Origin of the sequence: Pseudomonas sp. KCJK9000 (genome assembly GCF_046230725.1) — a bacterium.
Classification (GTDB): Bacteria; Pseudomonadota; Gammaproteobacteria; order Pseudomonadales; family Pseudomonadaceae; genus Aquipseudomonas; species Aquipseudomonas promysalinigenes.
This window is the reverse complement of the sequence record NZ_JBJJLN010000015.1, coordinates 13,421-37,141: the sequence shown is the minus strand read 5'-3', so window position 1 is coordinate 37,141 and position 23,721 is coordinate 13,421. Positions and strand designations below refer to the sequence as shown.

The following is a 23,721-nucleotide window of genomic DNA, read 5'->3' as shown; positions in this document are numbered from 1 at the left end:
CCGAGGAGCTCATCATGGGCCTTTTAATCGACGGCCGCTGGCAGGACCAGTGGTATGACAATGGCAAAGACGGCACCTTCAAACGCGAGAGTGCCCAGCGCCGCAACGCCCTGCCCGCCCCTGAAGCCGGTCGCTACCACCTGTATGTTTCGCTGGCCTGCCCCTGGGCACACCGTACGCTCATCGTTCGCGCCTTGAAAGGCCTGGAACCGTTGATCGACGTATCAGTGGTCAGTTGGCTGATGCTCGACCATGGCTGGACTTTCGACCAGCAGCAAGGCTCAAGCGGCGACCACCTCGACGGCCTTCAGTACCTGCACCAGCGCTATACCCAAGACGACCCACACTATACTGGCCGCGTCACCGTGCCAGTACTGTGGGACAAAAAGGAAAAGCGCATCGTCAACAACGAGTCAGCCGAGATCATCCGCATATTCAACAGTGCATTCAACGAGCTGACCGGCAACAGGCTGGACCTGTATCCCGAACCATTGCGCCCGGCCATCGAAGCGCTAAATGAACGCATCTACCCGGCAATCAACAACGGCGTGTACCGCGCAGGCTTTGCCACCACACAAGACGCCTACGAGACGGCATTCGATGACGTGTTCAACGAACTGGACCATCTCGAAGCACTACTCGGTCGAAATCGCTACCTGGCGGGCGAGTACCTGACCGAAGCCGATGTACGCCTTTTCACCACCCTGGTGCGTTTCGATGCTGTGTATCACGGGCACTTCAAGTGCAACTTGCGCCGCTTGAGCGACTACCACAATCTGTCCAACTGGCTGCGTGAGCTGTATCAGTGGCCGGGTGTGGCAGGGACGGTGAACATGGAGCATATCCAGAAGCACTATTACATGAGCCACAAGACCATCAACCCCAATGGCATAGTGCCTAAAGGCCCATTGCAGGACTTTGGCCTCCCCCATGATCGGGAGCAGTTGATGGGCAAGGGCATCTGGCAGCGTTGAGACAAAGGGGCTGCCGGGCAGCCCCAACGTGCTTAGCGGTTCTGTGCACCTTCAAACCACGCCAGCTTCTCGCGCAGTTGTACCACTTCACCAACGATCACCAGAGTCGGCGCATGCACCTCGTGCTGCGCCACCAATTGCGGTAGATCAGCCAGGGTGCCGGTGAACACCCGTTGATTGCGCGTCGTCCCTTGTTGCACCAGTGCAGCTGGGGTGCTAGCGGCCCTTCCATGGCGTATCAGCTCGGCGCAAATGGTGGGCAACCCAACCAACCCCATGTAGAACACCAGCGTCTGAGCTGGGGCTACCAGATCATTCCACGGCAAGTTGCTGGTGCCGTCCTTGAGGTGGCCGGTGACAAAACGCACCGACTGAGCATGGTCGCGGTGAGTCAGCGGAATGCCGCCATAAGCGGAGCAACCACTTGCTGCGGTGATACCTGGCACCACCTGGAACGGGATGCCGTGTTCCGCCAACTCCTCGATTTCTTCGCCGCCCCGGCCAAATATGAACGGATCGCCACCTTTGAGGCGCAGAACGCGTTTGCCCTGTTGGGCAAGATCGACCAGCAGGCGGTTTATCTGCTCCTGGGGCACGGAGTGGTCGGCGCGGCGCTTGCCCACATAAATACGCTCGGCATCGCGTCGGCACATGTCGATGATGGCTGGGGCCACCAGCCGGTCATACAGCACCACGTCGGCCTGCTGCATCAGGCGCAGGGCACGGAAGGTCAGCAAGTCCGGGTCGCCGGGCCCTGCTCCCACCAGGTACACCTCCCCGCCTTGCTGCACGGGCGCACCCTCCACCATCGCTTGCAGCAGACGCTCAGCTTCGGCGCCCTGCCCGGCCAGTTGACGCTCGGCGATCGGCCCCTGGAATACGGTTTCCCAGAAGCCACGACGCTGGTTCACGTCTGGATACAAGGTTTTCACCTTGTGCCGGAAGCGCGCAGCCAGCCCGGCCAATTCGCCGTAGGCAGCCGGGATCCAGGCTTCCAGCTTGGCGCGAATCAACCGCGCCAACACGGGCGCATCGCCGCCGCTGGAAACTGCGATCACCAAGGGTGAGCGGTCGACGATAGCCGGGAAGATCACCGTGCACAGGGCCGGGGCATCCACCACGTTGACCGGCAGGCTCACCGCCTGCGCATCGGCCGACACCTGGGCGTTGAGCGCTGCGTCATCGGTAGCCGCGATCACCAGCCGGCATCCGACCAAGTCGGCCGCCAGATAACCGCGCACCAACACCTCACCGCCACCTTCCCGCGCCAATGCAGCCAACTGACCATCGACATCCGGCGCCACTACGCGCAGCACCGCACCGGCGTCGGCCAGCAGACGCGCTTTACGTAAAGCTATCTCACCCCCGCCGACGACCAACACTCGGCCGCCCTGCAGTTTGTGGAACAGCGGCAGGTATTCCATTTAGCGGATGACCTCAACGCCGCCCATATAGGGCTTGAGCACATCCGGTACGCGAATCGAGCCGTCAGCCTGCTGATAATTTTCCAGTACCGCCACCAACGTACGCCCTACGGCCAAGCCGGAACCGTTGAGGGTATGCACCAGCTCAGGCTTGCCGGTTTCCGGGTTGCGCCAGCGGGCTTGCATGCGACGGGCCTGGAAATCACCGCAGTTGGAGCAGGAGCTGATTTCGCGGTATTTGCCTTGGCTAGGCACCCACACCTCGAGGTCGTAGGTCTTGACTGCACCAAAGCCCATGTCGCCGGTGCACAGCGCCAGCACGCGGTATGGCAGCTCAAGCAACTGCAGCACGCGCTCGGCGTTGGCGGTAAGGCCTTCGAGAGCCTCCATGGACTTGGAAGGCTCCACCACCTGCACCATTTCGACCTTATCGAACTGGTGCTGGCGAATCATGCCGCGCGTATCACGGCCCGAGGCGCCGGCTTCGCTACGGAAGCATGGGGTGTGAGCGACAAGCTTCAACGGCAGCTGCTTGGCATCGAGAATCTGCTCGGCGACCAGATTGGTCAGCGACACTTCGGCGGTGGGGATCAGGTAGAAGTCAGCTTCACCTTCGCGGGTGATCTTGAACAGATCTTCCTCGAACTTCGGCAACTGGCCGGTGCCCTGCAGGGCCGGGGCCTGTACCAGGTAGGGCGTGTAGTGCTCTTCGTAGCCGTGCTCGCCGGTGTGCAGGTTGATCATGAACTGAGCCAGCGCGCGATGCAGGCGCGCAATCGGGCCACGCAGTACGGCAAAACGCGCGCCGGACAGCTTGGCCGCAGCCTCGAAGTCAAGGCCCCCACTGATTTCGCCCAAAGCCACGTGGTCTTTGATGTCGAAATCGAATACTGCTGGAGTACCCCAACGGCGCACCTCAACGTTATCGTCTTCGCTGGCACCGACCGGCACACTGGCGTCCGGCAGGTTCGGAATGGTCAGCAAAATGCTGTCCAGCTCGGCCTGAATACCGTCCAATTCGGTTTTACCGGCAGCCAGTTCATTGGCCATGCGCTCGACATCAGCCATCAGCGGAGCAATGTCTTCACCCTTGGCCTTGGCTTGGCCGATCGACTTGGAACGGGCATTACGCTCGGCCTGCAGCTGCTCGGTGCGGGTCTGCACCGCCTTGCGGCGCTCTTCCAGTGATTCGATGCGCGCGACATCCAGGCTGAAGCCACGGGAGGCCAGGCGATCTGCCACTTCCTGAAGTTGGCCGCGTAACAGTTTGGAATCGAGCATATCGTTCTCTCGTTATAAGTAGGTGTTGGTTCAGAAACGGGTCAAAGACAGGCCGGCCCAGGTGGCCAGTAGCCCGCCTACCACGCTGATACTGGTATAGCCCAAGGCAAGGGGCACTTGGCCACTTTCCAGCAGGCGCACGGTATCGAGCGAGAAAGAGGAAAATGTCGTCAGCCCACCGAGGAAGCCAACGATCAAGCCAGCGCGCAGTTCTACTGGCACGAGCGGTTTGTGCAGAAACAGTCCATACAGCAGGCCAATCAGTAGGCAACCCACCAGGTTGACCGCCAGCGTACCGAGGTAAAAGTGCCGTGGCCAGTGAGCCGCGACCCAATTGGTGGTGGCAAAGCGCAGCAAGGTGCCGCAGATACCGCCCGCGCTCACCGCGGCAATCAATGCAATCACGTTTTTCTCCGCTGGCGAGGGCTGTTGCGGTCGAGTTCAGCCAGGTGACGCAGCTTCTCACCGATCTTCAATTCCAGGCCCCGTGGGACGGGCTGATAATACTGCCGAGGCTCGAGCGCCTCCGGGAAGTAATCTTCACCGGCCGCATAAGCATCGGGCTCGTCGTGGGCGTAGCGATATTCATCGCCATATCCCAGTTGCTTCATCAGCTTGGTAGGGGCGTTACGCAGGTGCAGCGGCACTTCCAGCGAGCCGTGTTCAGCCGCTTCGCGCAAAGCGGTCTTGAAACCGACATAGACTGCGTTGCTCTTTGGCGCGCAGGCAATGTACGTGATGGCCTGGGCCACCGCCAATTCGCCCTCTGGGCTGCCGAGGCGCTCCTGCACATCCCAGGCGGCCAGGCAAAGGCTCAGGGCGCGAGGGTCGGCGTTGCCAATGTCCTCGCTAGCCATGCGCACCACGCGCCGGGCGATGTACAGGGGGTCACAGCCGCCGTCGAGCATGCGCGCAAACCAGTAGAGTGCGCCGTCGGGGTTGGAGCCGCGCACCGCTTTGTGCAGCGCTGAAATCTGGTCGTAGAACGCCTCGCCCCCCTTGTCGAACCGGCGGCGGCTGTCACCGAGCAGGCTTTGCAGCATCTGCACGTCGATCTCGCTGCCATCCTCAGCAAGGTCGGAGGCATTTTCCAGAAAGTTCAGCATCCGACGGCCATCGCCATCGGCAGCGGCCATCAGCATCTTGAATGCTTCGTCGCCAACGCGCAGGTTGCGCCTGCCCAGCCCGCGCTCTTCATTCAGGGCGCGATCGACCAACTTGCGCAGTGCTGCCTCGTCCAGGCTCTTGAGTACGTACACCCGCGCCCGCGAGAGCAGCGCATTGTTCAACTCGAACGACGGGTTTTCGGTGGTGGCGCCGATGAACAGCAACGTGCCATCCTCCACGTACGGCAGGAAAGCATCTTGCTGGGATTTGTTGAAGCGATGCACTTCATCGACGAACAGAATGGTCCGCCGGCCGTACTGGCCGGCCTGCTGCTTGGCCACTTCGACAGCCTGGCGAATCTCTTTGACACCGGCCAGCACCGCCGACACTGTCTCAAAGTGCGCATCGCAAAACTGCGCCAGTAAGCGCGCCAGCGTAGTCTTACCCACCCCAGGCGGGCCCCAGAAAATCATCGAGTGCAGCGCACCCTGCTCCAGCGCCTCGCGCAGCGGTTTGCCACGCGCCAGCAGGTGCTCCTGACCAACGTACTCGTCCAGATTGGACGGGCGCAGGCGAGCGGCCAGAGGCTGGGCGACGGGTTCGCTTCGAAACAGGTCCATGGCGAGCTCTGCTTACTCCCTGATGACGTCGGCACCTTTGGGGATGTCGAACCTGAATTGATTGGCCGGCACCGCCTGGTTGGCCTTGACGCCATTGAACAGGATATTGGTACGCTGGCCGACACCGTCGACCAGTTGCATGTCATTGATGAGGCCTTTGCGGAACGACACACGCAACGAGTCGAACAATGTGTCCTTGGTCTTAGGCTTGAGGGTGAAGTCCATCACTTCGCCTTGCTGCTTGGAGGTGATATCGAAGCTCTGACTGATCTTCGAAACATCACCGGACAATAGCAGTGCCGGGGTCTGATTCAGGCGCTGGTCCAGCTTCTTGACGGTAGCCTGTTCCAGGTCCGGGTCCCAGAGGGTCACATTTTTGCCATCGGACACCACCAACTGCTCCTGTGGCGCGTTGGTGTGCCAGTAAAACAGGCCGGGACGTTGCACGACCATCTTGCCGGTGGTTTCCTGCAGGCTGGTGCCGCCAGCGTCCAGGGTCAGCTGGGAGAAATTGGCCTCGATGGTCTGGGACTTTTCCAACAGCTGGGTCAGGCGTTGTACGTCTTGCTCACCGGCATAAGCAGTAACCGAGCCCAGGGTCAGGGCAGAAACCAACAGCATGCGAATCGCGCGCATGGGAATCCTCATTGAGCATTGAAAAGGCCAGGCGCCACCGTTGGCGCCCGGCAGGATGTTGATCAGTCGCGCGGGCCGCCTGGGGCTATCACTTCCCGCGAGCCGTTGCTGTTCATCGGGGTGACCACGCCGGCCATTTCCATGGACTCGATCATGCGCGCTGCTCGGTTGTAACCAATCTTAAGCTTGCGCTGCACTGCGGAAATCGAGGCACGGCGGCTTTCCAGAACAAATTGTACCGCCTCATCATACAGCGCATCGGTTTCGGCATCGTCACCATCGCCGCCGCCGCCACCCTCAAAACCACTGCCGGCTTCTTCCACACCGTTGAGAATGTCGTCGTTGTAATCGGGCGCGCCGCGCAATTTCCAAGCCTCGACCACGCGGTGCACCTCGTCGTCCGAGACGAACGCGCCGTGCACACGGATAGGCAGGCTGGTGCCCGGTGGCATGTACAGCATATCGCCGTGACCCAGCAACTGCTCGGCGCCACCTTGGTCGATGATGGTCCGCGAGTCGATTTTACTCGACACCTGGAACGCCATACGGGTCGGAATGTTGGCCTTGATCAAACCGGTGATCACGTCCACGGAAGGGCGCTGGGTGGCGAGGATCAGATGAATACCCGCCGCGCGCGCCTTCTGGGCGATACGGGCGATCAGCTCTTCGACCTTCTTGCCGACGATCATCATCATGTCGGCGAACTCGTCGACCACCACTACGATGGTCGGCAAGGTTTTCAGAGCGGGCGGCTCGTCTTCCATGCTCTCCCGGCGATACAGAGGATCGTGGATGATCTCGCCAGCATCCTGGGCGTCCTTGACCTTGCGGTTGAACCCGGCCAGGTTACGCACACCCATCGCCGCCATCAGCTTGTAGCGCCGCTCCATCTCCGCCACGCTCCAGCGCAGGGCGTTGGCAGCATCTTTCATGTCAGTGACTACTGGGCAGAGCAGGTGCGGGATGCCCTCGTAGATCGACAGTTCGAGCATTTTCGGGTCGATCATGATCAGTCGCGCGTCTTCCGGGCTCGACTTGAACAGGATCGACAGGATCATGGCGTTCACACCGACCGACTTACCAGAACCGGTGGTACCGGCCACCAGCAGGTGCGGCATCTTGGCTAGGTCGGTGATCACCGGCTTGCCGCCGATGTCGTGGCCAAGGGCCAAGGTGACGGGGGACTTCTGCTCGTCGTACTGCGGCGTAGCGAGTACTTCCGAGAAGCGCACCATCTGCCGATTTTCGTTAGGGATTTCGATACCTACCGTGGTTTTTCCGGGGATCACTTCGACCACCCGCACGCTGGTCACCGCCAGCGACCGCGCCAGGTCCTTGGCCAGGTTGGCGATGCGGCTGACCTTGACGCCCGCAGCAGGCTGGATTTCGTAACGGGTAATCACCGGGCCTGGGTGGATAGAGTCCACAGACACTTCAACACCGAATTCTTTGAGCTTGATCTCCAGCAACTGGCCGACGCCCGCCAGGGACTCGGGGGAGTACTCGATCTTCTTCTGCTCGGCAGGGTCCAGGATGGAGATCGACGGCAAGGTGCCTTCCACCGCGCTATCGACGAACACTGGCGCCTGCTTTTCCTTGATCACCCGTTTGCTCGGCTCCGGCGCCCTAGCTTCGGTGGGCGGCACGATGGTCGGCACGGTTACTGGTTGCTCACGGCGAATAGTTGGCTCACGAGGCACCACCGGCTCGCGGCTCAGGGCAGGCTCGCGAGGCACTGCAGGTTCACGGGCAAGTGTTGGCTCACGCGGTTCATTCGGCTGGGCCGGTGCCTCTTCACGTTTGAAGATACGCTCGCGCAGCGCCGGCTTGGCGGGCTCGCGCTTGTCCGTGGCCTTCGCACCCAGGTCGAACACCGGCTCGTCAACTTCACGCAACTGCGCCTCCAGCCGCTTGCGCTCGTTGCGTGCCTCCCACCAGCGGCTAGCAGCCCCCTGCACCCACTCGAACAAATCCAGGGTGATCTTGCCGGTCATGTCCATCACTTTGAACCACGACAGGTCGGTGAAAACGGTCAGGCCGAACAGGAACAACGCTATGAACATCAGCGTACTGCCCTGCACGTTCAGCAGGCTGCGGGCCAGATCGCCAAGGCTTTCCCCCAGCGCGCCGCCTGCGGAAAACGGCAGGCTCGCTGGTGGGTGGAAGTGAATGTGCGCCAGGGCCGCCCCCGACAACACCAGAAATACCAGGCCAATCAGCCGCCAGGAAAACAACCAACCGCTCCACTGCCAGGGCTGATGGCGCTCGCGGAAGATCTGCCAGGTCTTGATCGCCAATAGCAACGGGAAGATGTAGGCAAAATAGCCCAGCACCATGAATAGGATGTCGGCAAAGTACGCGCCGGCACGCCCAGCGGCATTCTGCACCTGATCGATGTTGCTGGTGTGGCTGAAGCCTGGGTCCGCCGTGTCGTAGGTCAGCAGTGCCATCCACAGGTACAGGCACAGGGCGCCAACTGCGATCAACGCACCTTCCTTGAGACGGTAATGCAGCTGCTGCCGCCACAGAGGCACGGGCAAAGGAGCTGGAGTTGCGGTGGATTTCTTCAAAACGCGTCTATTCCTGCGCGTGCTGCGCGTCCAGTAGTGATCGGCCAGTGCCTGGCCAACGAACCACTACTTTTAACATTACTGCCCGCCAGCTGCCATGACGGCGCGCCGTATGGAGCTTGAGAGGGGGCGACTTTCATATAGGTGCAATTTGAGCATGCATTTTCTTTCGTGACAAAGGCTTATGCTGTGTTTTTGCACAGGTGTGACAGCAAATGTGGCCGATGGTGCCTGTAATACCCTGAATGTGTCCGAAATTGTCTATCTGGCACCTTCGTCACGCCTCCGAGCACCTGCCAGCATTGACCCGGCAAGCCCACCGCGCCATGCTGCCCTCTCCCCTCCCCCACCGCACGATTGACCATGCTCACCTGGCTGACCCGCGACTCGCTGACCTTCCCACCACTGGAAAAGGCCCTGCACGATCCCAATGGCCTGCTCGCCGCAGGCGGTGACCTGAGCCCCGAGCGCCTGGAACAAGCTTATCGACATGGCTGCTTCCCCTGGTACCAGGACGGCCAGCCTATTCTCTGGTGGTCACCCGACCCGCGCACGGTGTTGTTCCCCGACGAGCTGCATGTTTCCCGTTCGCTGGCAAAGCTGATGCGCCAAGGCCGTTACCAGGTCACCTTCGACAGCGATTTCCCTGCTGTGATAGCCGCCTGCGCAGCCCCACGCGATTATGCCGACGGCACCTGGATCACCGACACCATGCGCGATGCCTACTGTGAGCTGCACCGCCGGGGCATCGCTCATTCGGTGGAGGTGCGTGAGGGTGACGAGCTGGTAGGCGGGCTTTATGGCCTGGCGATAGGCCAGCTGTTTTTTGGCGAGTCGATGTTCAGCCGCGCCGACAATGCCTCCAAGGTGGGCTTCGTGACGCTGGTCGAGCATTTGCGCCAAGCCGGCTTTGTGCTGATCGATTGCCAGATGCCGACCAATCATCTACACAGCCTCGGCGCCCGCGCCATCAGCCGGGCTCGTTTCGCCGACTACCTGGCCCAACACCTCGATCAGCCCAACAGCGCCAGCTGGGTTCGCTAGGCGAGTTTTGCCAGCTGGCTTACACTTAAAGCATCGTCTCATCGAGGGGTTGATCATGACAGAGCTGGCGCGGTTGAAGTTTTATGCCACTCAACCCCACTCCTGCAGCTACCTGCCGGATGAGCAGGCGACCACCCTGTTCCTTGACCCCAGCCAGCCGATGGACGTGCACGTATACGCCGATCTGTCTGAAATGGGTTTTCGTCGCAGTGGCGACCATCTCTACCGCCCACACTGCCAGAACTGCAATGCTTGCGTGCCAGCGCGCATTCCTGCTGAGCGATTCATCCCCAACCGCCAGCAGCGGCGCATTCTCAAGCGAAACACCGACTTGACCGTCACGGCTGCACGGCCAGCGTTCAAAGAGGAGTATTTCGATCTTTACCGGCGCTATATCGAGACCCGCCACGCCGATGGTGACATGTACCCGCCAAGCCGCGACCAGTTCTCAACCTTCCTGGTCCGTGACTTGCCATTTTGCTGGTTCTACGAATTCCGCCTGCAGGGAAGGCTACTGGCTGTAGCGGTATGCGACCTCCTGCCCAACGGCCTGTCGGCGGTATATACCTTCTATGAGCCCGACGAGGAGCGGCGCAGCCTAGGGCGTTTTGCAATTCTATGGCAGATCACCGAAGCCCTGCGCCAGGGCCTTGAAGCGGTCTATCTGGGCTATTGGATCAAAAACTGCAAGAAAATGAACTACAAGACACAGTATCGGCCTATCGAGTTGTTGATAAATCAGCGCTGGGTCACCCTTAACTGAAAGCATTGGCTTGACACACAGTTTTCGGGCATAATCCACGCCACTTTTTTGCCCGGTGCTGTGATGCGTCGGGCCAACACTGGATCCGAGGGCACTACTGCATGTCGAAAGAAGACAGCTTCGAAATGGAAGGCACTGTCGTCGACACCCTGCCCAACACCATGTTCCGCGTGGAGTTGGAAAACGGGCACGTCGTAACCGCGCACATCTCCGGAAAGATGCGCAAGAACTACATCCGTATTCTCACTGGCGACAAGGTACGCGTCGAGCTGACGCCATATGACCTGAGCAAGGGCCGCATCACCTACCGTGCGCGCTAAGTTATAGCCATGAAAAAGCCCGGCAAATGCCGGGCTTTTTTGTGCCTTATGACCATCCGTCATGTCATCGGCGCGAGCTCCTGAGGGGCTAACAGACCCCTCAGTAGCTCGCGCTAGGCCGTCAAGCCTGCAATCAAGCAACCTCAGCCGTCGTCTCGAAGTCGAACACCAGTTCGCCATCGCGCAGATCGACGTGTACTACGCCGCCATGCTCGGCCAGCTCGCCAAACAGGATCTCCTCAGCCAGCGGCCGCTTGATCTTGTCCTGGATAAGCCGCGCCATCGGCCGCGCGCCCATTTGCACGTCGTAGCCGGAGGCGGCCAGCCAGCCGCGCGCGGCATCGGTGACCTCCAGCAGCACACGCTTGTCTTCCAACTGCGCCTGCAGCTCGATGAGGAACTTGTCGACGATGCTCTTGATCGTCTCGGTACTCAGGCGGCCAAACTGGATGATGGTGTCGAGACGGTTACGGAACTCCGGCGTGAAGCTCTTGCGGATGACCTCCATGGCATCGGACGCATGGTCCTGGTGGGTGAAGCCGATCGACGCCCGCGCGGCGGTTTCAGCGCCGGCATTGGTGGTCATGATCAAAATCACGTTACGGAAATCGGCTTTGCGCCCATTGTTGTCGGTCAGGGTGCCATGGTCCATTACCTGCAACAGCAGGTTGAAGACTTCCGGGTGAGCCTTTTCGATCTCATCGAGCAGCAGCACACAGTGCGGTTGCTTAGTGATCGCTTCAGTCAACAAACCGCCCTGGTCGAACCCTACGTAACCTGGAGGCGCACCGATCAGGCGCGACACAGTGTGACGCTCCATATACTCGGACATGTCGAAGCGCACCAACTCCACACCCAGCGCCTTGGCCAGCTGACGCGCCGCCTCGGTTTTACCTACACCGGTAGGGCCGGCGAACAGGAACGAGCCAACCGGCTTGTCGGGCGACTTGAGGCCTGCGCGCGAGAGTTTGATCGCGGTTGCCAAGGAGTCGATAGCCTGGTCCTGACCGAAGACGGTCAGCTTGAGGTCACGTTCGAGGTTACGCAGCAACTCCTTGTCGGAACTGGTGACATGCTTCGGCGGAATTCGCGCGATCTTGGCAACAATGTCCTCGACCTGGGGCACATCGATGCGCTTGACCCGGCTGGCCTCAGGCTGCAGGCGCTGGTAGGCGCCTGCCTCGTCGATCACATCAATGGCCTTGTCTGGCATATGACGGTCATTGATGTAGCGTGAAGCCAGCTCGGCAGCAGCGCGCAAAGCCTCGTCGCTGTACTCAATGTTGTGGTGGCTCTCGAAGCGACCTTTCAGGCCACGCAGGATGCCAACGGTGTCTTCCACAGATGGCTCGCTGACATCCACCTTCTGGAAACGCCGCGCCAGAGCGCGGTCTTTCTCGAAGATGCCGCGGAACTCCTGGAAGGTGGTCGAACCAATGCAGCGTATCTCACCGGACGACAGCAGCGGCTTGAGCAGGTTGGACGCATCCATTACCCCACCGGACGCCGCACCAGCACCGATGATGGTGTGAATTTCGTCAATGAACAGAATCGCCTGAGGGCGTTTGCGTAATTCTCCGAGCAGCGCCTTGAAGCGCTTCTCGAAGTCGCCACGGTACTTGGTTCCGGCCAGCAAGGCACCAAGATCCAACGAGTAGACGACACTTTGGGCCAGCAGGTCAGGCACCTGCCCGTCGACAATACGCTTGGCCAGGCCCTCGGCGATGGCAGTCTTGCCAACGCCTGCTTCGCCCACCAACAGCGGGTTGTTCTTGCGCCGACGCGCCAGAATCTGCGCCACGCGCTCGACTTCCTGTTCGCGACCCACCAGCGGGTCGATGCGCCCGGCCCGGGCCAGCTCGTTCAGGTTGCTGGCGTAGGCGTCCAACGGGTTGCTCGAAGAGGACGTTTCACCACCCTCTTCATCCTGCATCTCCTGGTCATTCTCGGAGTGAGTACCATGGCCAGGCACCTTGGAGATGCCATGGGCAATGTAGTTGACCACATCGATACGGGCCACGCTTTGCTGCTTGAGCAGAAACACAGCCTGGCTTTCCTGCTCGCTGAAGATCGCCACCAGCACATTGGCACCGGTGACTTCACGCTTGCCGGAACTTTGCACGTGGAACACGGCACGTTGCAGCACGCGCTGGAAGCCCAGGGTAGGCTGGGTCTCACGGTCTTCGTCGTTGACAGGGATCAAGGGGGTAGTGGAGTCGATGAACTCTTGCAGGTCGTGCTTGAGTTTGTCGAGATTGGCGCCACAGGCGCGCAGAACGGTCGCAGCAGCCTCATTGTCAAGGAGTGCCAGCAGCAGATGTTCGACGGTCATGAATTCATGACGCTTCGAACGAGCCTCCTTGAAGGCAAGATTGAGGGTGACTTCGAGCTCGCGGTTTAACATAGCTTCACCTCATACCCAAGTGGTCGGCGATTAACCGTCCTTCTCGATTTCACAGAGTAGCGGATGCTGGCTTTCCCTGGCGTATTGGTTGACCTGCATGGCCTTCGTTTCGGCGATGTCACGGGTAAACAATCCGCACACTGCCCGCCCCTCGGTGTGGACGGTCAGCATGATCTTGGTCGCCAGCTCGCGGTTCAAACTGAAGAACGTTTCGAGCACTTCGACGACGAAATCCATTGGCGTGTAGTCATCGTTGAATAAAACCACCTTGTACATCGGTGGCGCCTGCAGGATCGGCTTGGCTTCCTGAACTGCAAGCCCTGAGCCGTCGTCCTCATTCGATTGCGGGCGATCCTGATTGAATGTTAGTCGAATCTCGCTAGGTGCATGCATGGAAAGAATTTCATCATGAGCGTCAGGTTAAGGTTGTGGGTTGACTGCATAAGCGGCCGCTGGCGCACGCGCCACCTGACCTTGACTATCGGCAAAACGGTGTTACAACCAATAAGAACCCACCGTGGGCGATAAAGATCCGCGCAGTCAACCAGATTTTTCGCAGGGTTCGTATGCGGATGAAGTGGATGATACTCCAGTGATGGAGTCCTTTGCAGAGGGACATAGGGATGGCAAGCGGTAAAGTCAAGTGGTTCAACAACGCCAAGGGCTACGGGTTCGTCAATGAAGAGGGCAAATCCGAGGACTTGTTCGCCCACTATACGGCGATCATGATGGACGGCTACAAGACGCTCAAAGCTGGCCAGTGCGTGGAGTTCGAGATCGTTCAAGGCCCCAAGGGCCTGCATGCGATCAAGATCATGGACGCAGCCGCAGCCGCAGCCGCAGCCGCCAAAACGGTTGGCCGAGCCGAGGGCGAGACCGTACAAATCTGACCCCCTTCCCTGCAGCTATACGAAACAGCCGATCGCCCCTTGAGTGAGGGGCGGTCGGTTTTACGTTCGCTTACATATGCTTGATCATTTCATCGCCAAAGCCTGAGCTGCCCACCAACGTGGCACCCTCCATCAACCGCTCGAAGTCGTACGTCACGGTCTTGGCGGCAATTGCCCCGTTGGTGCCCTTGATGATCAGGTCGGCAGCTTCCGTCCAGCCCATGTGGCGCAGCATCATTTCCGCCGAAAGAATCACCGAACCCGGGTTGACCTTGTCCTGCCCGGCATATTTGGGCGCAGTGCCGTGGGTGGCCTCGAACATCGCTACGGTGTCGGAGAGGTTTGCGCCAGGCGCAATGCCGATCCCCCCCACCTCGGCTGCCAGTGCATCGGAAAGGTAGTCGCCGTTGAGGTTGAGGGTGGCGATTACGTCATATTCGGCTGGGCGCAGCAGAATCTGCTGAAGCATGGCGTCGGCGATGGCATCCTTGACGATGACTTCGCGGCCGCTCTTGGGGTTCTTGAATTTCATCCAAGGGCCGCCATCGAGCAGTTCGGCACCAAACTCATCGCGCGCCACTTCGTAGCCCCAGTCTTTGAAGGCACCTTCGGTGAACTTCATGATGTTGCCTTTGTGCACCAGCGTCAGCGATTCGCGATCGTTGTCCACCACGTATTGCAAGGCCTTGCGCACCAAGCGCTGGGTCCCCTGGCGGGAAACCGGCTTCACGCCGATGCCGCAGTCCTGATCGAAACGGATCTTGGTGACACCCATTTCCTCCTTGAGGAACTTGATCACCTTGTTCGCTTCAGGCGAACCGGCCTTCCATTCGATACCGGCATAAATGTCCTCGGAGTTTTCGCGAAAGATCACCATGTCGACGTCGCCAGGCTTTTTCACCGGGCTCGGCACACCCTCGAACCAGAGCACCGGGCGCAGGCAAACATAGAGGTCCAATTGCTGGCGCAACGCTACGTTGAGCGAACGGATGCCACCGCCAACCGGGGTGGTCAACGGGCCTTTGATCGAAACCACGTAATCTTTCACCGCCTCCAGGGTTTCCTGTGGCAACCAAGTGTCCTGGTCATACACCTGGGTAGCTTTTTCGCCAGCGTAAACCTCCATCCAGGCGATCTTGCGCTTGCCACCGTAGGCTTTCTGCACGGCGGCATCGACTACCTTGATCATCACTGGCGAGACGTCGACGCCGATGCCATCGCCCTCGATGTAGGGAATGATCGGATTGTCAGGCACGTTGAGCGAATGGTCCGCATTGACTGTTATCTTGGCGCCGTCGGTCGGAACCTTGATTTTCTGGTATCCCATGCTTGCACTACTCCGCTGTCGGGTGTGGTTGGACATCATGCGATCCCACTGAGCCTAAACCACATCCGCCACGGTGCAAGCACTGCGACAACTCACCACATTGCCCGTACGTCTTTGGTCTTATAAATGGCGCCGATGTCACTTCGCCTTGCTGAATAGCCCAAATGGTTTGATATACTGCGCCGCGACTGAAGGGTCACTGGGGCGAACCCTTGGAAAATGCGGCTCGCCCTTGGCCAGCGATGGCCATGAAGCCTGGGCTGTTACCGCACCCCAGCACTTGACGCTCGACTGATGCATCCACCATCACAGCTCGCAGCCTCTCGACTTTCCGCTCATGGCGTTGCCAGGGCGATGCGCCTACCCTGCGCAACACGAGACTCGAGCACGCTCAGCACACAGAGAGTTAACCCGCATGCCCACCCGTTCCAAGATCATCTATACCTTCACCGACGAAGCCCCCGCCCTCGCCACCTACTCGCTGCTGCCGATCATCGAAGCTTTCACAGCTTGCGCTGACATCGCCGTCGAAACCCGCGACATCTCCCTGGCTGGCCGTATCCTCGCCGCCTTCCCGGAGCAACTGGGCGCAGAGAAGCAAGTAGGCGATCACCTGGCGGAACTGGGCCAGCTGGCTACCACCCCTGAAGCAAACATCATCAAACTGCCGAACATCAGCGCCTCGGTACCGCAGCTCAAAGCCGCGATCAAGGAGCTGCAAGGCAAAGGCTTCAACATTCCCGACTACGCCGACGAGCCTGCCACCGAGGCCGAAAAAGAGTCCCGCGCTCGCTACGATCGCATCAAAGGCTCTGCCGTCAACCCGGTGCTGCGCGAAGGCAACTCCGACCGCCGCGCACCGCTGTCGGTCAAGAACTACGCTCGCAAGCACCCGCACAAAATGGGGGCCTGGGCCGCCGACTCCAAATCGCACGTCGCACACATGAGCAACGGCGACTTCTACGGCAGCGAAAAAGCCGCGCTGATCGAAGCTGACGACAACCTGCGCATCGAGCTGGTCGCCAAAGATGGCAGCACCACCGTGCTCAAAGCCAAGACTGCGGTCAAGGCTGCCGAAATCGTCGACTGCGCCACCATGAGCCGCAAGGCCCTGAAAGCCTTCATCGCCGAACAGATCGCCGATGCCAAGGCTTCTGGCGTGCTGCTGTCGGTACACCTCAAAGCGACCATGATGAAGGTTTCCGACCCCATCATGTTCGGTGTCATCGTCGAAGAGTTCTACAACGACGTGCTGGCCAAGCACGCCGCAGCGCTGGCAGAAGTAGGCTTCAATGCCAACAACGGCATCGGCGACCTGTACGCTCGCATCAAGGACCTGCCTGCCGAGAAGCAGGCTGAGATCGAAGCCGACATCAAGGCCCTGTACGCTCAGCGCCCAGCCTTGGCGATGGTCAACTCCGACAAGGGCATCACCAACCTGCACGTGCCGAGCGACGTCATCGTCGACGCCTCGATGCCCGCGATGATCCGTGACTCGGGCAAGATGTGGAACACTGCCGGTGAGCTGCAGGATGCCAAGGCGATCATCCCGGATCGCTGCTACGCCGGTATCTACCAAGCCACCATCGAAGACTGCAAAGCCAACGGCGCCTTCGACCCGACCACCATGGGCAGCGTACCGAACGTCGGCCTGATGGCACAGAAAGCCGAGGAGTACGGCTCCCACGACAAGACCTTCCAGATCCAGGCCGATGGCGTGGTGCGTGTGGTCGATGGCAAGGGCACTGTCGTGCTGGAGCAAAACGTCGAAGCCGGTGACATCTTCCGCATGTGCCAGACCAAAGACGCGCCGATCCAGGACTGGGTCAAACTGGCCGTCAATCGCGCCCGCCTGAGCAACACGCCGGCGGTGTTCTGGCTGGACCCGGCTCGCGCCCACGACGGCGTGATGATCGAAAAAGTGCAGAAGTACCTGAAGGACCACGACACCGCTGGCCTGGACATTCGTGTGCTGGCACCGGTCGACGCCATCAAGTTCTCCCTGGCCCGTATTCGCGAAGGCAAGGACACCATTTCGGTGACCGGCAACGTGCTGCGCGACTACCTGACCGACCTGTTCCCGATCATGGAGCTGGGCACCAGCGCCAAAATGCTGTCGATCGTGCCGCTGATGAACGGCGGCGGCCTGTTCGAAACCGGCGCTGGCGGTTCGGCACCCAAGCACGTGCAGCAGTTGGTGGAAGAGAACTTCCTGCGTTGGGATTCGTTGGGTGAATTCCTGGCCCTTGCCGCTTCCCTGGAGCACCTGGGCAACACCTACGACAACCCACGCGCCAAGGTCCTGGCCAACACCCTGGACCAGGCAACCGGCAAGTTCCTGGACACCAACAAGTCGCCTTCGCGTAAAGTCGGTGGCATCGACAACCGCGGCAGCCACTTCTACCTGACCCTGTACTGGGCCCAGGCACTGGCCGCCCAGAGCGACGACGCCGCCCTGCAGGCGCGCTTCGCCCCGCTGGCCAAGAGCCTGAGCGAGAACGAGGAAGCCATCGTCGCCGAGCTCAATGCCGTTCAAGGCAAGCCGGCCGACATCGGTGGCTACTACGCCCCGGATGCCGAGCTGACCGCCAAGGTGATGCGCCCGAGCCAGACCCTGAACAGCGCCATCGCCGCCCTGTAAGGTTCGCTTGACGTAACAGCACAAACCCCGGCCACGTACCGGGGTTTGTGCTTTGTGCACTAATGATTTGCAGCGGCCGCACATGCCCTGTAGGAGCCACTCATGACTTGGCAACCCCACATCACCGTCGCCACCATCGTCGAACACCAAGGCACGTTTTTGTTCGTTGAAGAATTCAAAGCGGGCAAGCATGTGTTCAACCAACCTGCCGGCCACCTCGAGCCCCATGAAACCTTGCCCCAGGCCGCGCTTCGCGAAACCCTCGAAGAAACCGCGTGGGAAGTCGAACTCACTGGCATCGTCGGCATTTACCTCTACACAGCTCCAAGCAACGGCGTGACGTACCAGCGCATCTGTTTCGCCGCACGCCCTGTGCATCACCATGCCGACCTGGCATTGGACACCGACATCGTCCGCGCCGTCTGGCTGACCCGCGACGAGCTGCTGGGCGATCCTGCCCGCTGGCGCAGCGAGCTGGTACCACGCTGCCTGGACGATTACCTCAACGGCCCATTGCACAGCCTCGCAGTGCTACGCGACTGACGCGCCGCGCCGGTTTTGCTAGAATCGGCGTTTTTCCCCCTTGATACACACCGGTAACCATGACCAGCCCAGCAATCAAAGACCCCGCCAAGACCCGCGTAATCGTCGGCATGTCCGGCGGCGTGGACTCTTCCGTCTCCGCCCTCCTGCTCATGGAACAGGGCTATCAGGTGGAAGGGCTGTTCATGAAGAACTGGGAAGAAGACGACGGAACCGAGTACTGCACTGCCCGTGAAGACCTGGCCGACGCCCAGGCCGTGTGCGACCGCATCGGCATCAAGCTGCACACTGCCAACTTCGCCGCCGAATATTGGGACAACGTGTTCGAGCATTTCCTCGAGGAATACAAGGCCGGCCGCACACCCAACCCGGACATCCTCTGCAACCGCGAAATCAAGTTCAAGGCATTCCTCGACTACGCCCTGTCACTGGGGGCCGACCTGATCGCCACCGGCCACTACGTGCGCCGCCGCGACACCGGTACCCTCACCGAGCTGCTCAAGGGCCTGGACCCGAACAAGGACCAGAGTTACTTCCTGCATGCCGTAGGCGGCAAGGAGATTGCCCGCACGCTGTTCCCGGTGGGCGAACTGGAAAAGCCCGAAGTTCGCGCCATTGCCGAACGGCACGGCCTGGCGACCGCCAAGAAGAAGGATTCCACCGGTATCTGCTTCATCGGCGAGCGCCGCTTCAGCGACTTCCTCAAACAGTACCTGCCGGCACAGCCGGGCGATATCGAAACCACTGAAGGTGAAGTGATCGGCCGCCACCATGGCCTGATGTACCACACCATCGGCCAGCGCCAAGGCCTGGGTATCGGCGGCCTGAAAGACGCCGGTGATGAGCCTTGGTACGTGCTGCACAAGGACCTCACCCGCAATGTGCTGGTGGTGGGCCAAGGCAACGAACACCCCTGGTTGTTCTCCCGCGCCCTGCTCGCCTCGCAGATTTTCTGGGTCAACCCGATCGACCTGAGCAGCCCGCGCAAGCTCACAGCCAAAGTGCGCTACCGCCAGAGCGACCAGCAATGCACCCTGGAACTGACCGAGTCGGGCTACCGCGCCGTGTTCGACGAGCCGCAACGCGCCGTGACCCCAGGTCAGTCGGTAGTGTTCTATGACGGCGAGGTATGCCTGGGCGGCGGCGTGATCGAAAGCGCCGAGCCTTGGAGCCCACGCGCATGAGCAGCCTGCAGGAGCAACTGATCGCCCTGGGCGGCGTGTTCCAGGCCGCCGTCCTGGTGGACCGCATCGCCCGCACCGGCCAGGCCAGCGAAGCCAACATCGCTTGCATGCTTGGCAGCCTACTGGTGCGCGACCCCAAGGACACCCTGGAGGTGTTCGGTGGCGACGATCTGAACCTGCGCGACGGTTATCGTGCCCTGGTCGGCGCCTTGGAGCGTGACCCTAGCAGCCTGCAGCGCGAGCCGCTGCGCTATGCCCTGTCGATGCTCGGCCTGGAGCGCCAGCTGAACAAGCGCGGCGACCTGCTCGACACCATCGGCAACCGTCTGCCACAAATTCAGTCCCAGGCCGAGCATTTCGGCCTGGTTCACGAAAACGTCATCGCCTCCAGTGGCGCCTTGTACCAGGACACCCTAAGCACGCTGCGCCAGCGTATCCAGGTACACGGCGACATGCGCTTCCTGCAGCAGGCTAGCAACGCCTCGAAAATCCGCGCTCTGCTGCTTGCTGGCATCCGCGCTGCGCGCCTGTGGCGCCAACTGGGCGGGCACCGCTGGCAACTGGTGTTCAGCCGGCGCAAGCTGCTCAACGAGCTCTACGACATGATGCGTTCGCCATCCTGACCGGCGCACGCTGAGCCCTGCAGGAGCGCCTTCACCCGCGTACGGGTGTGGGCCTAGCCGACGCATCGGCGGGCAAACCTGCTCCCGTGAGGCCCGCGACACGCTTTCATTGGCCCGACCTTTGGTCAGCCACCCGACGTCGGCGCATTTTTCATGTATGATATGCGCCCTTCCAAAAGCCTGACTGTCCGAGAACACCCCATGCAGCTTTCTTCGCTCACTGCGGTTTCCCCTGTAGACGGCCGTTATGCCGGCAAAACCCAGGCCTTGCGCCCCATTTTCAGCGAATACGGTCTGATCCGTTTCCGCGCCCTGGTCGAAGTGCGCTGGCTGCAGCGCCTGGCCGCCCACCCGCAGATCAGCGAAGTGCCGGCGTTCTCCGCCGAGGCCAATGCCCTGCTGGACAGCCTGGCAACCGACTTCAAGCTCGAGCACGCCGAACGCGTCAAGGAAATCGAGCGCACCACCAACCACGACGTCAAGGCGATCGAATACCTCCTCAAGGAGCAGGCTGCCAAACTGCCTGAGCTGGCCAAGGTCAGCGAGTTCATCCACTTCGCCTGCACCAGCGAGGACATCAACAACCTGTCCCACGCCCTGATGCTGCGCGCTGGCCGTGATGATGTACTGCTGCCGCTGATGCGCCAGATCGCCGATGCCATTCGCGCCCTGGCTCACGCCCATGCCGACGTGCCAATGCTGTCGCGCACCCACGGCCAGCCGGCCTCGCCGACCACATTGGGTAAAGAGCTGGCCAACGTTGTTTACCGCCTGGAGCGCCAGATCGCCCAGGTTGGGGCAGTGCCGCTGCTGGGCAAGATCAACGGCGCCGTGGGCAATTACAACGCCCACCTGTCGGCCTACTCGCAGATCGACTGGGAAGCCAACGCCCGCGCCTTCATCGAAGACGAGCTGGGCCTGCAGTTCAACCCGTACACCACTCAGATCGAGCCGCACGACTACATTGCTGAGCTGTTCGACGCCATCGCCCGCTTCAACACCATCCTCATCGACTTCGACCGCGACGTCTGGGGCTACATCTCGCTGGGCTACTTCAAGCAGAAGACCGTGGCAGGTGAAATCGGCTCGTCGACCATGCCGCACAAGGTCAACCCGATCGACTTCGAAAACTCCGAAGGCAACCTGGGCATCGCCAATGCACTGTTCCAGCACCTGGCCAGCAAGCTGCCGATCTCGCGCTGGCAGCGCGACCTGACCGACTCCACCGTGCTGCGCAACCTGGGCGTGGGCTTCGCCCACAGCGTCATCGCCTATGAAGCCAGCCTCAAGGGTATCGGCAAGCTGGAAGTCAACCAGGCTCGTATCGCTGCCGATCTGGACGCCTGCTGGGAAGTTCTCGCCGAGCCGATCCAGACCGTGATGCGCCGCTTCAACATCGAGAACCCCTACGAGAAGCTCAAGGAGCTGACCCGTGGCAAGGGCATCACGCCAGAAGCGTTGCTGACCTTCATCGACGGCCTGGACATGCCGGCCGACGCCAAGGCCGAACTCAAGCTGCTGACCCCTGCTACCTACATCGGCAACGCAGCAGCCCAGGCCAAACGCATCTAAGCTGAACCCCGCGTTCAACGCCCGGCCTGGCCGGGCGTTTTTATTCCCGGACGAAAATTACGTTTTTTCAATAGGTTGAACATGAATCCTGATACTCCACTGCAGCTGCTCGGCGGCATCTCGGCCCGCGAATTCATGCGCGACTACTGGCAGAAGAAGCCGCTGCTGGTGCGCCAGGCATTCCCGGATTTCGAAAGCCCGATCGACCCCGACGAGCTGGCCGGCTTGGCTCTGGAAGAGGAAGTCGAGTCGCGTATCGTGCTCGAGCACGGCGCCCATCCCTGGGAGCTGCGCCGTGGCCCGTTCACCGAAGACACCTTTGCCGAGCTTCCGGAAAAGGACTGGACCCTGCTGGTGCAGGCTGTCGACCAGTTCGTACCGGAAGTCGCTGAGCTGCTGGAGCACTTCCGCTTCCTGCCAAGCTGGCGTATCGATGACGTGATGATCAGCTTCGCCACCCCAGGTGGTAGCGTTGGCCCGCACTTCGACAACTACGATGTGTTCCTGCTGCAAGGCCATGGCGAGCGCAACTGGAAGGTTGGGCAGATGTGCAACAGCGACAGCCCGCTGCTGGAACACGCCGATCTGCGCATCCTCGCCGAATTCGAGCAAAGCGGCGAATGGACCCTGGAGCCGGGCGACATGCTCTACCTGCCACCGCGCCTGGCCCACTACGGCGTGGCCGTGGACAACTGCCTGACGTACTCGGTTGGCTTCCGCGCACCTAGCGCTGCCGAAGTACTGACCCACTTCACCGACTTCCTCGGCCAGTTCCTGCCGGACGAAGAGCGCTACAGCGATGCAGATGCGCTGCCTGCCAGCGACCCGCATCAGATCCAGCACGATGCGCTGGACCGCCTCAAGGCGTTGATGGACAAGCACATGAACGACAAGGACCTGCTGTTGACCTGGTTCGGCCAATTCATGACCGAGCCTCGCTATCCAGAGCAGGTGGTTGGCGAGGAGCTGGACGAAGAGGAGCTGGTCGAAGCCCTGGAGGACGGCGCCATCCTGATCCGCAACCCCAGCGCCCGCATGGCCTGGTCGGAGCTTGGCGACGACCTGATGCTGTTCGCCAGCGGCCGCAGCTGCCCACTGCCGGCCAAACTGCGTGAGTTGCTGAAACTGGTCTGCTCGGCTGATGCGTTACACATCGAAAACCTTGAGCAGTGGTTACAGGATGAGGATGGCCTTATGCTGGTACAGCAACTGATCAAACAAGGAAGCCTGGGATTCGCCAATGAATAAGATTCGTGTGCGCCTTGCCGATTGGCACAAGGACAATGCCGATATCCGCCGTATCCGCGAAAGCGTGTTCATTGCCGAGCAGCACGTACCGCCAGAGCTGGAATGGGATGCGGAAGACCCGAGCGCCGCGCATTTCCTGGCGCTCGAAGGCGACTACCCGATCGGCACCGCCCGCCTGCTGCCCGATGGGACCATCGGCCGGGTGTCGGTGCTCAAGGATTGGCGAGGGCTGAAAGTCGGTGATGCGCTGATGAATGCAGTGATCGCAGAAGCACAGGACCGTGACCTGAAGCAGCAGATGCTGAGCGCACAGGTACACGCAACGCCTTTCTACGAGCGCCTGGGCTTTCGCGTAGTCAGCGAGGAATTTCTCGAAGCAGGCATTCCCCATGTAGACATGGTGCGGGACTCGCGCGCCTGACATCTTGCATGGCGCAAGCTTCTTCGCGATAAGCCCGCTCCCTCAGGGTTTCAATAGGCCACGGCACCCGTGCCTTACCTGAGGGAGCGGGCTCACCCGTGATCAAGGCTGTAAAGGCTGAAGACACAT

The 23,721-nt window shown here is 60.7% G+C and carries 21 protein-coding genes; 12 read left to right on the top strand and 9 right to left on the bottom strand.

All coding sequences use genetic code 11. The features are described from left to right. Positions 1–14 precede the first annotated feature (14 nt). Complete coding sequence (locus ACK59H_RS09355; protein ID WP_397468678.1) at positions 15–974, top strand: glutathione S-transferase family protein; 960 nt, start codon at positions 15–17, stop codon at positions 972–974. A 32-nt stretch (positions 975–1,006) separates the two neighbouring features. Here the strand turns inward: ACK59H_RS09355 and cysG are convergent, their stop codons facing one another. From cysG to ACK59H_RS09325, 6 genes are all read right to left on the bottom strand, one after another. Next, the gene (gene cysG / locus ACK59H_RS09350; RefSeq protein WP_060477774.1) at positions 1,007–2,398 is read right to left on the bottom strand and encodes a siroheme synthase CysG; all 1,392 of its coding nucleotides are present in this window, start codon (positions 2,396–2,398) and stop codon (positions 1,007–1,009) included. Next, positions 2,399–3,679: a serine--tRNA ligase gene (gene serS, locus ACK59H_RS09345; RefSeq protein WP_060477775.1), complete on the bottom strand. Its 1,281-nt coding sequence runs from the start codon at positions 3,677–3,679 to the stop codon at positions 2,399–2,401. Between the two features lie 30 nt (positions 3,680–3,709). Further along, entirely contained in the window at positions 3,710–4,084 is a 375-nt protein-coding gene (crcB, locus tag ACK59H_RS09340) for a fluoride efflux transporter CrcB (protein WP_060477776.1), read from the bottom strand. Then, a complete protein-coding gene (locus tag ACK59H_RS09335) occupies positions 4,081–5,406 on the bottom strand; it encodes a replication-associated recombination protein A (RefSeq protein WP_186476879.1) in 1,326 nt (441 codons plus the stop codon). The genes crcB and ACK59H_RS09335 overlap by 4 nt, the downstream gene beginning before the upstream one ends. A 12-nt stretch (positions 5,407–5,418) precedes the next feature. Then, positions 5,419–6,042 carry an outer membrane lipoprotein chaperone LolA gene (lolA, locus tag ACK59H_RS09330; RefSeq protein WP_186476878.1) on the bottom strand — a complete coding sequence of 208 codons (624 nt, stop codon included), beginning with the start codon at positions 6,040–6,042 and terminating at the stop codon, positions 5,419–5,421. Between the two features lie 62 nt (positions 6,043–6,104). Beyond that, positions 6,105–8,660, bottom strand: a complete 2,556-nt coding sequence (locus tag ACK59H_RS09325; protein ID WP_409264419.1) for a DNA translocase FtsK 4TM domain-containing protein — start codon at positions 8,658–8,660, stop codon at positions 6,105–6,107. A 315-nt stretch (positions 8,661–8,975) separates the two neighbouring features. On the opposite strand from ACK59H_RS09325, the gene aat reads away from it, so the two are divergent. From aat to infA, 3 genes are all read left to right on the top strand, one after another. After that, entirely contained in the window at positions 8,976–9,656 is a 681-nt protein-coding gene (aat, locus tag ACK59H_RS09320; RefSeq protein WP_207869227.1) for a leucyl/phenylalanyl-tRNA--protein transferase, read from the top strand. A 55-nt stretch (positions 9,657–9,711) separates the two neighbouring features. After that, on the top strand, positions 9,712–10,419 hold the full coding sequence (locus ACK59H_RS09315) for an arginyltransferase (protein WP_060477781.1): 708 nt from the start codon (positions 9,712–9,714) through the stop codon (positions 10,417–10,419). Between the two features lie 101 nt (positions 10,420–10,520). Beyond that, complete coding sequence (infA, locus tag ACK59H_RS09310) at positions 10,521–10,739, top strand: translation initiation factor IF-1 (RefSeq protein WP_002553999.1); 219 nt, start codon at positions 10,521–10,523, stop codon at positions 10,737–10,739. 133 nt (positions 10,740–10,872) lie between these two features. Here the strand turns inward: infA and clpA are convergent, their stop codons facing one another. Together clpA and clpS are read right to left on the bottom strand one after the other, a co-directional pair. Next, positions 10,873–13,143: an ATP-dependent Clp protease ATP-binding subunit ClpA gene (gene clpA / locus ACK59H_RS09305; protein WP_060477782.1), complete on the bottom strand. Its 2,271-nt coding sequence runs from the start codon at positions 13,141–13,143 to the stop codon at positions 10,873–10,875. Between the two features lie 30 nt (positions 13,144–13,173). After that, entirely contained in the window at positions 13,174–13,536 is a 363-nt protein-coding gene (gene clpS, locus ACK59H_RS09300) for an ATP-dependent Clp protease adapter ClpS (protein WP_003251220.1), read from the bottom strand. Between the two features lie 230 nt (positions 13,537–13,766). Here clpS and cspD point away from each other — a divergent pair, with 230 nt between their 5' ends. After that, positions 13,767–14,033 (top strand): cold shock domain-containing protein CspD, encoded by a 267-nt coding sequence (cspD, locus tag ACK59H_RS09295; RefSeq protein WP_060477783.1) that lies wholly within the window; start codon positions 13,767–13,769, stop codon positions 14,031–14,033. Positions 14,034–14,103: 70 nt separating this feature from the next. On the opposite strand, the gene icd is transcribed toward cspD, so the two are convergent. Continuing rightward, the gene (gene icd, locus ACK59H_RS09290) at positions 14,104–15,360 is read right to left on the bottom strand and encodes an NADP-dependent isocitrate dehydrogenase (protein WP_060477784.1); all 1,257 of its coding nucleotides are present in this window, start codon (positions 15,358–15,360) and stop codon (positions 14,104–14,106) included. A gap of 415 nt (positions 15,361–15,775) precedes the next feature. On the opposite strand from icd, the gene ACK59H_RS09285 reads away from it, so the two are divergent. From ACK59H_RS09285 to ACK59H_RS09255, 7 genes are all read left to right on the top strand, one after another. Beyond that, entirely contained in the window at positions 15,776–18,001 is a 2,226-nt protein-coding gene (locus tag ACK59H_RS09285; protein WP_060477785.1) for an NADP-dependent isocitrate dehydrogenase, read from the top strand. A gap of 102 nt (positions 18,002–18,103) precedes the next feature. Then, positions 18,104–18,544, top strand: coding sequence for an NUDIX hydrolase (locus ACK59H_RS09280; RefSeq protein WP_060477786.1), 441 nt, complete (start codon positions 18,104–18,106; stop codon positions 18,542–18,544). 59 nt (positions 18,545–18,603) lie between these two features. Further along, positions 18,604–19,728: a tRNA 2-thiouridine(34) synthase MnmA gene (mnmA, locus tag ACK59H_RS09275; protein WP_060477787.1), complete on the top strand. Its 1,125-nt coding sequence runs from the start codon at positions 18,604–18,606 to the stop codon at positions 19,726–19,728. Beyond that, positions 19,725–20,351, top strand: coding sequence for a high frequency lysogenization protein HflD (hflD, locus tag ACK59H_RS09270; protein WP_060477788.1), 627 nt, complete (start codon positions 19,725–19,727; stop codon positions 20,349–20,351). Before mnmA ends, hflD begins: the two co-directional genes overlap by 4 nt. Before the next feature lie 201 nt (positions 20,352–20,552). Then, positions 20,553–21,923 (top strand): adenylosuccinate lyase, encoded by a 1,371-nt coding sequence (gene purB, locus ACK59H_RS09265; RefSeq protein WP_409264410.1) that lies wholly within the window; start codon positions 20,553–20,555, stop codon positions 21,921–21,923. 81 nt (positions 21,924–22,004) lie between these two features. Beyond that, complete coding sequence (locus tag ACK59H_RS09260; protein ID WP_060480645.1) at positions 22,005–23,171, top strand: cupin domain-containing protein; 1,167 nt, start codon at positions 22,005–22,007, stop codon at positions 23,169–23,171. Further along, a complete protein-coding gene (locus ACK59H_RS09255) occupies positions 23,164–23,592 on the top strand; it encodes a GNAT family N-acetyltransferase (RefSeq protein WP_060480646.1) in 429 nt (142 codons plus the stop codon). The genes ACK59H_RS09260 and ACK59H_RS09255 overlap by 8 nt, the downstream gene beginning before the upstream one ends. Positions 23,593–23,721: the final 129 nt, after the last annotated feature.

Coding starts and splice junctions, on each gene's coding strand:
- ACK59H_RS09335 (WP_186476879.1), bottom strand. CDS start 5,406: ATGGACCTGTTTCGAAGCGAACCCGTCGCCCAGCCTCTGGCCGCTCGC.
- cysG (WP_060477774.1), bottom strand. CDS start 2,398: ATGGAATACCTGCCGCTGTTCCACAAACTGCAGGGCGGCCGAGTGTTG.
- ACK59H_RS09255 (WP_060480646.1), top strand. CDS start 23,164: ATGAATAAGATTCGTGTGCGCCTTGCCGATTGGCACAAGGACAATGCC.
- lolA (WP_186476878.1), bottom strand. CDS start 6,042: ATGCGCGCGATTCGCATGCTGTTGGTTTCTGCCCTGACCCTGGGCTCG.
- purB (WP_409264410.1), top strand. CDS start 20,553: ATGCAGCTTTCTTCGCTCACTGCGGTTTCCCCTGTAGACGGCCGTTAT.
- ACK59H_RS09315 (WP_060477781.1), top strand. CDS start 9,712: ATGACAGAGCTGGCGCGGTTGAAGTTTTATGCCACTCAACCCCACTCC.
- icd (WP_060477784.1), bottom strand. CDS start 15,360: ATGGGATACCAGAAAATCAAGGTTCCGACCGACGGCGCCAAGATAACA.
- infA (WP_002553999.1), top strand. CDS start 10,521: ATGTCGAAAGAAGACAGCTTCGAAATGGAAGGCACTGTCGTCGACACC.
- serS (WP_060477775.1), bottom strand. CDS start 3,679: ATGCTCGATTCCAAACTGTTACGCGGCCAACTTCAGGAAGTGGCAGAT.
- ACK59H_RS09280 (WP_060477786.1), top strand. CDS start 18,104: ATGACTTGGCAACCCCACATCACCGTCGCCACCATCGTCGAACACCAA.
- mnmA (WP_060477787.1), top strand. CDS start 18,604: ATGACCAGCCCAGCAATCAAAGACCCCGCCAAGACCCGCGTAATCGTC.
- cspD (WP_060477783.1), top strand. CDS start 13,767: ATGGCAAGCGGTAAAGTCAAGTGGTTCAACAACGCCAAGGGCTACGGG.
- clpA (WP_060477782.1), bottom strand. CDS start 13,143: ATGTTAAACCGCGAGCTCGAAGTCACCCTCAATCTTGCCTTCAAGGAG.
- hflD (WP_060477788.1), top strand. CDS start 19,725: ATGAGCAGCCTGCAGGAGCAACTGATCGCCCTGGGCGGCGTGTTCCAG.
- clpS (WP_003251220.1), bottom strand. CDS start 13,536: ATGCATGCACCTAGCGAGATTCGACTAACATTCAATCAGGATCGCCCG.
- ACK59H_RS09285 (WP_060477785.1), top strand. CDS start 15,776: ATGCCCACCCGTTCCAAGATCATCTATACCTTCACCGACGAAGCCCCC.
- aat (WP_207869227.1), top strand. CDS start 8,976: ATGCTCACCTGGCTGACCCGCGACTCGCTGACCTTCCCACCACTGGAA.
- ACK59H_RS09355 (WP_397468678.1), top strand. CDS start 15: ATGGGCCTTTTAATCGACGGCCGCTGGCAGGACCAGTGGTATGACAAT.
- ACK59H_RS09260 (WP_060480645.1), top strand. CDS start 22,005: ATGAATCCTGATACTCCACTGCAGCTGCTCGGCGGCATCTCGGCCCGC.